Origin of the sequence: Lacticigenium naphthae DSM 19658 (assembly GCF_000425865.1) — a bacterium.
GTDB lineage: Bacteria > Bacillota > Bacilli > Lactobacillales > Carnobacteriaceae_A > Lacticigenium > Lacticigenium naphthae.
In genome coordinates, this window is sequence record NZ_AUEG01000001.1 from 141,271 (window position 1) to 153,708 (window position 12,438).

The window sequence follows — 12,438 nt, forward strand, 5'->3', positions numbered from 1 at the left end:
TCCGCTTAACTTATAAGTATTATTGTACTAGAAACTACCTCAAACTACAACTCAATCTCTGCATAATTTCTTTAGTTATTCAAAAGCGACTCAATCAAATTCTTTTTATGAATTTTAATTCCTTTGATATAATACGAAAGAAGTGACCCTATCAACTTTATCGTTTGAATATTTCACAACTATTTCTTTTTTAATTTTACCACACCTCAACTACTTACCAAAAAATAGTTGCTCCCCATTTCTTTATAACTATCCTTTTCATTAAAAATATTCTAATCGTATACTAATACTATCAAGAAAAAGAGGACTCCAAACTCGAAGTCCTCTCATTGATTAACTTAATTTTTTGTTTATCCATTCATCAACTGCTTCTAAAGCTTTAGTAAGATTCTCTGGGGTTTTACCACCTGCTTGAGCCAAGTCTGGTCGACCGCCTCCTCCACCACCAACAATCGGAGCGATAGCTTTGATCAAATCACCAGCTTTTAGACCTTTGTTTATGGCTGACTCACTCATACCTACTAATAGATTTGCCTTATCGTTATTCACTAGTCCGAGAACGAGTACATCGGAATAGCCTTCTTGCTTCCACTTATCACCTAGTTGACGTAAATGATTCATGTCCTTGACCTGCGCTTCTTCAACAATGACCGTTACACCTGAAACTTCTCTCTTATTCATAAACAAATCACTGGCTTGAGTATTAGCCAATTTTGCTTGAAGAGATTCATTTTCCCGTTGACTTTCTTTTAACTGGGCTTGCAAAGCTTCAATTTTATCCGGAATATCCTGCCACTGTTGAGCTTTGACCAACTGAACTGTCGTTTTTAATATATCCTGTTGTTTAGCTAGCCAATCGTATGCCCCTTTACTCGTTTTAGCTATGATCCTCCTGGTTCCAGCCCCAATTCCTGATTCTGAAATAATTTTAAACAATCCAATTTCATTTGTATTTTTTACATGCGTACCTCCGCACAATTCCAGCGAATAGTCTCCCACAGAAACAACACGAACCTCATTTCCATACTTTTCACCGAACAATGCCATCGCGCCCATTTCTTTCGCTTTTTTTATGGATGTTTCCACGGTTTCAACAGGTAAGTCGGCCCAAATTTTTTCATTTACCTCTTGCTCTATTTGTTCTAGCTCTGCTGCAGTCACAGGTCCAAAATGAGTGAAATCGAAACGTAAAAGATCTTCATTGACTAAAGATCCAGCTTGATTTGCATGATCCCCCACTGCACTTTTAATAGCTTGATGAAGCAAATGAGTAGCCGTATGATTGCGCTCAATGAATTTTCGTCTTGATTTATTGACTTGAATAGTATAGGATTCTCCAACCTTTAACTCTTTTTCAGCTTTCACATGATGTAATGGTTGACCAGCTGGTGCTGCACCCATATCGACTACTGTACCGACCACTTCATTGAATTGATTCAGTATCCAACCTCGGTCAGAAACTTGTCCACCTTTTTCAGTATAAAAAGGGGTGCTTTCAAATACTACTCGTCCCATTTCACCGGCCTGCAAGCTATTTTTTATTTCATCATCTAAAAAGATGTGTGTTAATTTACTTTCAATTATGGTTTGATTGTATCCTTTAAACTGGCTTTCTGCCTGAAAATCAGCAAAAACTGACTGCTGAACTTGCATAGACTGATCATCAGAACGAGCTGCACGTGCTCTTTTCTTCTGTTTAGCCATTTCAATTCCAAATCCGTCTATATCGATTGTCATTTCGTTATCCAACGCATATTCTTGTGTCAATTCTATTGGGAATCCATATGTGTCGTACAATTTAAATGCATCTTTACCAGGAATCACGGTTTGATCATTCTCTTTTAACTCAGTCATCCAGTCGTTTAAGATGGCTAGTCCCTCATTTATCGTTTCAAAAAAGCGTTCTTCTTCATTTACAATTACCTTCTCGATAAATTCTTGTCGCTCTTTTATTTCTGGATAATGAGCTTCCATAATCGTTCCGACAATAGCTACCAACTGATGCAAGAAAGCTTTCTCTATACCCAATTTCCTGCCATGCATCACTGCTCTTCTTAATAACCGTCGGATGACATACCCTCTACCTTCATTTGAAGGTAGAGCTCCATCGGCTACAGAAAATGTTACTGCACGTATATGGTCAGCTATCACTTTGAAAGATACTTGCATTTCTTTTGAATCACTGTACTTTTGGCCACTAAGTTCTTCAAGTTTATCAATGATCGGCATAAATAAATCAGTTTCAAAATTCGTTGGTGCATTTTGAATGATAGATACAATACGTTCTAGACCCATTCCAGTATCAATGTTTTTGTTGGGTAAAGGTTCATAGGTATCATCCGGTTTGTGATTGAATTCTGAAAAGACTAGATTCCAAATTTCTAACCAACGCTCATTCTCTCCACCCGGATAGTTTTCAGGATCATCGGCTGTTAGATTATTAAAATCATGACCACGATCATAGAATATTTCAGAATCAGGTCCACTCGGTCCGGCTCCAATATCCCAGAAATTTCCTGCTTCTTCAATAACATGATTTTCCGGTAACCCAATTTTTTCTAACCAAATTTGTTTTGTTTCGGTATCACTAGGGTAAACAGTAACGTATAATTTTTCGGAATCTAATCCTAACCATCTATCACTAGTTAGAAATTCCCAAGCCCAATTTATTGCTTCTTCTTTAAAGTAATCTCCAATTGAAAAGTTTCCTAACATCTCAAACAATGTGTGGTGACGGGCTGTCCTTCCAACGTTTTCAATATCGTTTGTTCGTATACTCTTTTGAGAACTTACGATCCGAGGGTTTTCTGGTTTTAGAGTTCCATCAAAATATTTTTTTAATGTCGCAACTCCAGAATTGATCCATAACAGAGATGGATCATCAACTGGTACGAGTGAAGCACTTTTTTCAACTTTGTGTCCTTTTTCTTCGAAAAAATCCAAAAACATTTGGCGTATTTGACTACTGGTTAATTCTTTCATAACTATCTTCCTCTCTTTTCAAAAAAGTATCTTTTCTTTTCCATCCGTTTTATTTCATTTATATAAGCAAAAAAAAAACGACACAACTCTCATGCATACAAGGACGACTAAGCGCGGTACCACCTTGTTTGCAATGAATTCCTGTGACGGTTCACTACCTCTTCTATCTCTATATCGTGAGCAACGGCAAATAAATTTGCAATCTCAAAGGGAGCACTTCACTAGTCCTATTGATTCTTTTTCAGCGACAAGAATCTCTCTATAAACACTTCTAGCAAGCATGTCCTTCTACTCTTTTGAGTATAGAAAAGAATTCCTTTCCTGTCAATTATTATTTTTGTATTTATCTAAAAAAGAGCACGGCTTCTCAAAAGAAAAGTCGTGCTGTGACTATTAACTTAAATATTCTGCATCGGGTGCTCCCCCGAAGTTTTTGTGAAGCGTGAAGCCTCGTCCCATAACTTCGCTCGCCCCCATTACAACAACGAATGCATCCGGATCAGCTTCAAGCACGGTATCTTTCAGCATTGTAAATTCGTGTTCTGCAATAACTACCATGAGCATATCTTTTTCAGTGTTGCCATAACCACCTTTTACACCTAAGTTGGTTACTCCTCGACGCATAGTGTGTAAAATTTCTTCGCGTATATCTTGTGGACTGTCTGAAATAATAAACACATTCTTCGCACGATTCAACCCTACTTGCATCAAGTCAATGGTTCGAGATATAACAAACAGAGTGATCAAAGAAAACATAACCGTTTCGATATCAAAAGCTATTAAAGCAAAAAATATTATTGTCCCATCAACAATTGCTGTACTGATTCCTAAAGGAAGATGACCATATTCATAAATGATTTGAGCTAATATGCTCGTCCCTCCTGTAGATGCTTTACTTCGGAAAACTATTCCTAAACCAATACCAGTTGTTAACCCACCAAAGACAGAAGCTAACAATGGATCCTGAGTTAACGGTTCAAGCGGTGACATAATTCCAATCAATAAAGGTAACAATAAACTGCCTAATATTGTTTTATACCCGGCAGATTTTCCTAAAAGCCAAAAACAAAGCACTAATAGTGGGATATTTATAGCGTATTGAACAATTGCTGGACTCCAACCCCATAAAGAGTTGACCACAATACTGAATCCTGATACGCCTCCTGAAACTATGTTATTCGGTAGTAAGAACACCTGGAAAGATAATGCTGCAATAACAGAGCCTGCTATAATATAGATAATATCAACAAAATTGAATTTATACATTTTTGCGATTCGTGTCATTGATTTTGACCTCCTTTGTAGTTTTGTATGACTGGACTATTTTAACATCAATTAGTGAAAAAATATTGCTTTTTTTTCACTAAACTTAGTATAATCTCATTATTGCTTTAATAATCACTTTTTTGTTATTTCATTTTACAGTATAATTAAATTTAACAGCGAAAATTATCTTGAAGGAGTAATTATGAAACTCGAAAAAAATATTTATTTTATTGTAAATGAATCATCTGGACGGTTACATCCAGACGAATTTGAATCTCTACTTAAAAAAATGATTTCAAACGATAACAATTTTATTCATATTTTTAAAACTGAGTATCCAAAGCATGCCATTACTTTAGCGAGTGATATTGCTTCTAAAATCACTCAAAAAGAAGAAGCTGCTGTAATCTGTGCCGTTGGTGGTGACGGGACCTTAAATGAAGTTTTAAATGGGGTGCGCAAAATCAGTTCTAGTTTGGTTCTTGCATATATCCCTACTGGCTCTGGAAACGACTTTGCTCGCTCCCATAGTTTTTCTTCTTCTCTTGAAAAGAATATTGAACATGTACTTTATCATTCTAATGAAGAAATTTTAGACATTTTACATTATGAAAATTCAGAAACTAAAGAAGTAAATTATGCTATTAATAGTATAGGGGTCGGTTTGGATGGATCCACTATTCAAATTTTAGAAAATCAGCACATTAAAGAAAAGCTGCAACGTTTTCGCTTGGAGGATTTTTCTTATATATATTCCTTATTGAAAGCATTTTTCCGCCAAAAACCGTTTGCCATTGAATTGGATACCGAAAATGGTAAAACTATTATTTCCGACGCCATCTTGGTCGTATTCACAAATCATCCGTTTTTCGGTGGAGGCATCAATATCAGTCCGAAAGCAAATCCTTATTCGAATGATTTTGGCATAGTGATAGCTCGGCAATTAAATTTTCTTCAGTTACTTTATCTTTTTGCGCTCATTCTTATAAATGGAAACCATCTTCATTCAAAACATGTTCACTACGAAGAAACAAACCTGGCCCATTTACATATCAATACACAACAGCCTGCCCAAAAAGATGGGGAATCATTCCTTCACTCGACTCAATTATTTATGCTGAATATAGAAAAACAGAATTTCCAATTATAAAATTGAGAGGCTGGGACTTTTGTCCCAGCCTCTACTCATTTAACGAACGTTACTTTCTAAAACATGCTCCAAAAATAAATTCCGATAACCATTTCCCGCTCCGTTTTGGTTCCTGTTAATTAGTTGTTTTAAAATCATCTGGTTTTAAACCGTCCATTCCAATCAAGGGGTCAATGGTTCCTTTCTTGATGGATTCAATTGTTAAAATATACTTTTTCATTGTAGAGGAATTTTTTTCGTTTGTCGTTCCTTCTTCTATGGGTTTTTCATCGTCCCCTATATCTATTCTTTCTGCCTCGCTATTGTCAAAGCTACCAGTCATCCGTTCTTTCAGACTCGTTTGCCTATTTTTTGAATGGGACTGCAAAGCTCGTTGAAATGCCTGTTCATTTCCCAATAAGATGAGTTTTTTACTTGCTCGGGTTATGGCCGTGTAGAGTAAATCCTTTTTCAGCATGCGATTGTAGCCCATGACCATCGGCAAAAGAACCATGTCAAACTCGCTTCCTTGAGCTTTGTGTATGGAACAGCAGTAAGCTAAAGTGATTTTATTCCATTCATTCCGTCTGTAAGTCACTTCGTTTGCATCAAATGCGATCGTCAGTTCATCTACTTTATCTTCGGAATCCTTTGCTAAAGTAATCCCAGTGATCACACCCATATCCCCATTAAAAACATTTGATTCTGAATCGTTGACCAATTGAAGAACTTTGTCTCCGATACGGTAAACTTTATCAATGAACTTGACTTCTTTTCGTGACTGATCTTCATTGGGATTGAACAAATTTTGCAGTGTTTCGTTTAATTGATTAATACCCGCTGGTCCACGGTACATTGGGGCCAATATTTGGATGTCTTGGGCTGTATAGCCTTTCTCAATTGCTTTTTGAATGATTTGTGACAAGACTTTCTCAACATCACGTGTGTGACACGGAATAAATGAGCGGTCTGCTTTTTTGTCATGAAAATCGGCTGGTAGTGTTCCGTTTTTAATTTGATGTGCCAACGGGATGATCGATGATTCGTTCCCTTGCCGGTATATTTCATTTAACTCAGCTGCTGGGATGCGGCCACTTTCCAACAAGTCATGCAATACTTGTCCCGGTCCGACAGATGGTAATTGATCTTTGTCTCCCACAAGTATGACCTGCATATCTTGTGGGATCGCCTTGAATAGTTGATTGGCTAACCAAGTATCTACCATGGACATCTCGTCAACGACGAGCAAGCGCCCGCTTAAAGTCCTACTTTCAAAATCATCTGCTGTTTCTTCTTGTCCAGTGAAACCCAATAAACGATGAATTGTACTACTCGGCAACCCTGTACTTTCATTCATTCGTTTAGCCGCTCTTCCTGTAGGCGCGGCTAATAAAAATGGAAATGTTTCATCTTTATAGGCATAGGGATCGAGTCCCAAGTCATGTATTTTTGCGAATAACTGAACTATACCATTTAACACGGTGGTTTTCCCGGTTCCTGGACCTCCAGTTAGGATAAAGACTGGGGAAAAAATTGCTTCTAAAATTGCCTCTTTTTGTGAGCGACCATAAAGGATACCATTTTCTTTTTCAATTTCTTTTAAATAGTGCTTAATTTTTTTTATTTTTATAGGCACATCGGGTTGCCCTTGTAGAATTCTCTCCATTGCGCTAGAAATACCCCACTCAGAAGCATATAAACTCGGTATATAGAGTCTGCTTTCCTCTTGAATGATTTTACTTTCATCCACAAGGATGATCAAGTTATCCGCTACTTTTTCTGGATCAATAATAAAAGGACGACTGTCTTCGAGTTCCTTTATCGTTTGGAGCAGTATTGGTTCACTCTCTGCAAATGTGTGTCCATCATTAAAACACAATTGTTTAAGAGAATACAGTATTCCGGCTTTGATTCTTTCAGGAGCATCAGCTTCGATACCAACTCGTTCGGCTAAAGCATCTGCTCGCTTAAACCCAATATTCTCTACATCTTCTGCTAACTGATAAGGATTCGTTTGAATAATTTCTAAAGTTTTTTCTTCATACAGCTGATAAATTTTATATGCTAATGCATTGGTCAGTCCGTACTCGTTTAACGAAAGAATGGTCCGTTCTGTAGTGTGTCCCTGGTCTAGCTGGTTTAAAATGTTCTTCCTTTTCTTTGGTGCCAATCCCGGAACATCTTTCAAAATTTCTGGATCTTTCAAAATTTTGTCAATTGTTTGATCCCCGATTGTGTCTACAATTTTTTCTGCTGTTTTTTCGCCGATTCCTTGAAAACGAGAACTTGATAAGTAAGAAATAACTGCCTCTCTGGAAGTTGGTCGGTCTTGCGTATAACGTGTGCTTTCAAATTGCTCACCATATTTTGGATGATTTTTAAACTCTCCATAAAATTTATAGCTTACTTCTTCTTGAATTCGTCCGAAATTCCCAGTGACCACGATTTCGTTTTCTTTATATTCTGCATTTGTTTTCTGAACTTTTATTAACAAAACCTTATAATAATTAGAAGGGTTCTGGAAGAAAATGGCTGATACTTCGCCAACAATATACTTCTCATCATCATTCTGAAGTAAATCCCCCATCATTTTCTCCACTCCTTCCTCAGTCTAAATTTCTCTATTTATTTTACATGATACAGACGCAAATTACTAGAAAACTCCAAAATCCCAAGTCACTTCTTATTCTAAACACAGTATATGTAATATTAAAAAAATCTGGAACGTGAGTCCCAGATTTTTCCGACTAAATATATTGTAACTTTACTCCATCACTATAGGCAGCATCAATCGTGCCCCCACCTAAACATTCTTCTCCATCATATAGAACTAACGCTTGTCCTGGTGTGATCGCTCTTGCTGGTTCATCAAATTCAACCATTGCTTCAGAAAAATCTGTATTGAACTTTACAGTCACGCCGACATCTTTTTGTCGATAACGGAATTTAGCAGTACATTTCAATAGTTGTGGTATCATTTCTGGATTCACAAATGAAAAGTCGCTCGCTTTTAAATGCGTTGCATACAATCTTTCGTTTTCATATCCTTGTCCAACGTAAAGTGTATTGGTTTCCAGATCTTTCCCCACAACAAACCAGGGAAGATTTGATTTACTGCTTCCACCGATACCCAAACCTTGTCTTTGACCAATCGTATAATACATCAGTCCATCATGTTGGCCTTTTATCTCGCCATCAAAAGTTTTCATTTCCCCGGATTGGGCAGGGAAATAATTCATTAAGAATTCTTTGAAATCTTTTTCCCCTATGAAACAAATACCTGTAGAATCTTTTTTCTTAGCGGTTGCTAACCCTGCTTTTTCTGCAATTTTGCGCACTTCTTTTTTATCCATTTCTCCTAAGGGGAAGATAACTTTTTCTAATTGTTTCTGAGATAATTGGTTCAAAAAGTAAGTTTGATCTTTGTTTTGGTCTATTCCTCTTAGCAGATGGGTTTTACCGTCCTCATCTCGTCTTACACGAGCATAATGACCTGTAGCCACATAGTCTGCCCCAATCTCTAGGGCATAGTCTAAAAAGGCTTTAAACTTGATCTCTTTGTTACACATTACATCTGGATTAGGAGTCCGCCCTTTTTTATACTCTTCTAAAAAATAGGTGAACACTTTGTCCCAATACTCTTTTTCGAAATTCACAGTATAATAAGGTATTCCGATTTGATCTGCCACAGCTGCGACATCATTAAAATCTTCGGTTGCTGTACAGAAACCATTTTCGTCAGTGTCATCCCAATTTTTCATGAATACGCCAACTACGTCATAACCTTCTTGTTTTAACAGATAAGCAGTTACAGATGAATCCACACCACCGCTCATTCCAACGACAATGCGCGTTTCACTTTTTGCTTTCATTTTTTCACCATCATTTCATTTAGATTCTGAATCTTTACGATTTGAAGGTCGTAGTTTTCAGTCCATTTCATTATACTTACTTTTTGTCAGATTGCAAGTTTTCTTGAACAAGAAAGAAATCCACCCTGATTAAATAACTTAATAGAATGGCATTTCCTGTTTATTCGACTGTAGATAATGCTTTTCCCTCAACTAATTGGTACAGCACCGATTGTGCGATTCCATACGCTTCCTTAAAGTTTTCTTTATTTGGAAGAATTAGACTTTGTAAGCCATTCTGTGTTGTTATTGAAATTTTCAGTGTTGTTAAATCAGATCCAATATTTATTTTTAACAAAGGGGCTTTTTTGTCCATTGGGTTGACACTTAACGTGCGCGTTAAGTGATACTTGCCACTCTTGCTTTCTTGAAATCCGTTATCTCTTAAAGTGTATTTTTTTACCTCTGGATGTACACGATATTGTTTGCTTTCTCCGGGTATACTGGCTGTTTTCTCTAAGCCCATATTTATCGTCCTTTCAACCGTTATTTTCTTTCGAATACTTTTATATAGAAGAAAAAGAGTTGCTATCTTTACTTTTTTCCAAGCGTTTTCTTCTTATTATCATAGCATGTTTAGTTTGTTATTTCTTTGTTAATTGAATGATTTTCTTTGCCAGGTAAAGAATGTCCGATTCCTTCGTATTCAATCCCATACTTATCCGCAAGCTTTCATGGACTGCCGTACCATTTTGCCCATGCAACGCCTGAAGGACATGGCTCGGCTCAGGACTTCCGGCAGTGCAGGCAGAACCCACTGAGACTGCTATTCCATTTAAATCTAATTGAATAATCAATTTTTCAGCGGCTGTACCGACTAAGTGGATACTTAGAATATGAGCTAACTTATTGTCTAGCGTACCATTAACTCGAACATCGATGTTGGCTTTCTTCAACTCTTCTAGCAACACTATTTTCCAGGCTGTATAGCGTTTTTTTCTATCAGATTGGTCACGTTGGGTTATTTCAACTGCTTTATCAAACCCGATTATGGCTGGTAAATTTTCAGTTCCCGCACGTTTTTTCATTTCTTGATTCCCACCGACGAGCATGGCAGGTAAATGGATATTTTCGTTAATATAAAGGCACCCTACACCCTTAGGACCATTAATTTTATGTGCTGAAACAGAAAGCATATCTAAATGGCATTCTTTCACATCTATGGATTCGATTCCATAAGCTTGTACTGCATCTGTATGAAAAATTATATGTGAATAGTTTTCATTCAACATTCTTCCAATAGATTGAATAGGCATGATCGAGCCAATTTCGTTGTTCCCATACATAATGGTCACGAGGATGGTTTCCGATGTTATAGCTGCCTCGACTTGTTGAGTTGTTACTTCTCCCTTTGAATCGACCGGGAGGTAAGTTACCTTGAACCCTTCAGATTCTAGTTTTTCCAGTGGACGCAAAACGGCTGGATGTTCGATTGCTGTAGTAATAATATGTTTGCCTTTATTTTGATGTGCCCGTGCACATTGAAAAATAGCCATATTGTCACTTTCAGTACCCCCACTAGTAAATACAACTTCAACCGGTTTTGCATTTATACTTTTTGAGATCGCCCGTCTTGCACGATCCAAACGGCCACGACTTTTTTGTCCGAATTGATGAATACTGCTTGCATTTCCTACATACTCTGAAAATGCTTCAGTCATATTTTGGATGACTTCAGGGTGCATTGGGCTAGTCGATGCATAATCTAAATAAATTTTTTCCATAATTATCCCTCTCGTCTTTACTGACCACAACTAGAGAACGCACGTTCTTTTTGTAGTGAATAGGTTTAAAAAATGCTATACTTATCATAACATATTACTAAAGGAGGAAAAACAATGAGTCAACCGCTCGCTTATAGAATGCGGCCTCAATCCATTGAAGAACTAGTCGGTCAAGAGCACCTTGTTGGAAATGGAAAAATCATCTGGCGCATGGTGCAGGCCAAAAGATTATCATCAATGATTCTTTATGGTCCTCCAGGTATTGGTAAAACAAGTATTGCTAGTGCAATTGCAGGATCAACAAAATATGCTTTCCGTAACTTAAATGCAGCAACTGATTCGAAAAAAGAATTGAAAATCGTGGTTGAAGAATCAAAAATGAGTGGGACAGTAATCTTACTTCTCGATGAAATACACCGCCTAGATAAACCTAAGCAGGATTTTTTGCTGCCTTATTTAGAAAGTGGACAAATCATTATGATTGGAGCAACCACAGAGAATCCTTACATTTCTATACATCCGGCAATAAGAAGTCGGAGTCAGATATTTGAATTACATCCTCTTACAGAGGAACAAATTATATCGGCACTTGATCGAGCAGTAAATGATCCAGAAAAAGGTTTAGGTTCAAAAAATGTATCGGTCACCCCAGAAGCTTTAAACCACCTTGCTCGAGCAACAAATGGGGATCTTCGCAGTGCTCTGAATGCTTTAGAATTAGCTGTCGAATCTTCCCAAACAGACAGTCAGGGAAACATTATCATATCCTTAGAAATTGCTGAAGAATGCGTTCAAAGAAAAGCGTTGACACATGATAAAGATGGAGATTCCCATTACAATGTCATATCCGCTTTCCAGAAATCGATTCGTGGAAGCGATGTGGATGCGGCCCTTCATTATTTGGCTCGTTTAGTTGAGGCGGGAGAACTGATCACGATCTGTCGAAGATTGATGGTCATTGCCTATGAAGATATCGGTCTGGGTAACCCTGCTGGTGCAGCTCGGACTGTTGCAGCTGTACAGGCTGCAGAAAAGCTGGGTTTCCCTGAAGCACGTATTCCTTTAGCTAACGCCGTTATTGAAATGGCTTTATCTCCAAAATCTAATTCCGCAATAGTGGCTATCGATCAAGCTTTGGAAGGAATACGTTCGGGTGATTTCGGAGACGTTCCAGCCCACCTTAAGGATGCTCATTTTAGTGGAGCAGATAAATTAAACCGGGGAATCAATTATAAATACCCTCACAGTTATCCGAACGCCTGGGTTGAACAACAATATTTACCAGATAAAATCAAAAGTCGCCATTTTTATAAACCAAAAGAAACGAGCAAATTTGAAGAGGCCTTAGCTAAACAATATAAAAAGTATAACTGATCATTTTGTAAAAGATTGCGGTTACATCCCTGAAATTTGTTTGATTTTTTCA

The 12,438-nt window shown here is 37.4% G+C and carries 8 protein-coding genes; 2 read left to right on the forward strand and 6 right to left on the reverse strand.

Annotated elements, in window-relative coordinates; genetic code table 11:
* Nucleotides 1–333: 333 nt before the first annotated feature.
* Together alaS and H626_RS0100670 are read right to left on the reverse strand one after the other, a co-directional pair.
* The gene (gene alaS, locus H626_RS0100665; protein WP_027107609.1) at nt 334–2,982 is read right to left on the reverse strand and encodes an alanine--tRNA ligase; all 2,649 of its coding nucleotides are present in this window, start codon (nt 2,980–2,982) and stop codon (nt 334–336) included.
* 393 nt (nt 2,983–3,375) lie between these two features.
* The gene (locus H626_RS0100670; RefSeq protein ID WP_027107610.1) at nt 3,376–4,266 is read right to left on the reverse strand and encodes a YitT family protein; all 891 of its coding nucleotides are present in this window, start codon (nt 4,264–4,266) and stop codon (nt 3,376–3,378) included.
* 184 nt (nt 4,267–4,450) lie between these two features.
* On the opposite strand from H626_RS0100670, the gene H626_RS0100675 reads away from it, so the two are divergent.
* Complete coding sequence (locus tag H626_RS0100675; protein ID WP_027107611.1) at nt 4,451–5,398, forward strand: diacylglycerol/lipid kinase family protein; 948 nt, start codon at nt 4,451–4,453, stop codon at nt 5,396–5,398.
* A gap of 115 nt (nt 5,399–5,513) precedes the next feature.
* Here H626_RS0100675 and recD2 read toward each other — a convergent pair whose 3' ends face one another.
* The 4 genes from recD2 to H626_RS0100695 all read right to left on the reverse strand — a co-directional run bounded on the left by recD2 (nt 5,514) and on the right by H626_RS0100695 (nt 11,012).
* The gene (gene recD2, locus H626_RS0100680; RefSeq protein ID WP_051237687.1) at nt 5,514–7,967 is read right to left on the reverse strand and encodes an SF1B family DNA helicase RecD2; all 2,454 of its coding nucleotides are present in this window, start codon (nt 7,965–7,967) and stop codon (nt 5,514–5,516) included.
* A 157-nt stretch (nt 7,968–8,124) separates the two neighbouring features.
* Nucleotides 8,125–9,249 carry a tRNA 2-thiouridine(34) synthase MnmA gene (gene mnmA / locus H626_RS0100685; protein WP_027107613.1) on the reverse strand — a complete coding sequence of 375 codons (1,125 nt, stop codon included), beginning with the start codon at nt 9,247–9,249 and terminating at the stop codon, nt 8,125–8,127.
* A 160-nt stretch (nt 9,250–9,409) separates the two neighbouring features.
* A complete protein-coding gene (locus H626_RS0100690) occupies nt 9,410–9,754 on the reverse strand; it encodes a hypothetical protein (protein WP_027107614.1) in 345 nt (114 codons plus the stop codon).
* Nucleotides 9,755–9,872: 118 nt separating this feature from the next.
* A complete protein-coding gene (locus tag H626_RS0100695; protein ID WP_027107615.1) occupies nt 9,873–11,012 on the reverse strand; it encodes a cysteine desulfurase family protein in 1,140 nt (379 codons plus the stop codon).
* 114 nt (nt 11,013–11,126) lie between these two features.
* On the opposite strand from H626_RS0100695, the gene H626_RS0100700 reads away from it, so the two are divergent.
* Nucleotides 11,127–12,386 carry a replication-associated recombination protein A gene (locus H626_RS0100700; RefSeq protein WP_027107616.1) on the forward strand — a complete coding sequence of 420 codons (1,260 nt, stop codon included), beginning with the start codon at nt 11,127–11,129 and terminating at the stop codon, nt 12,384–12,386.
* Nucleotides 12,387–12,438: the final 52 nt, after the last annotated feature.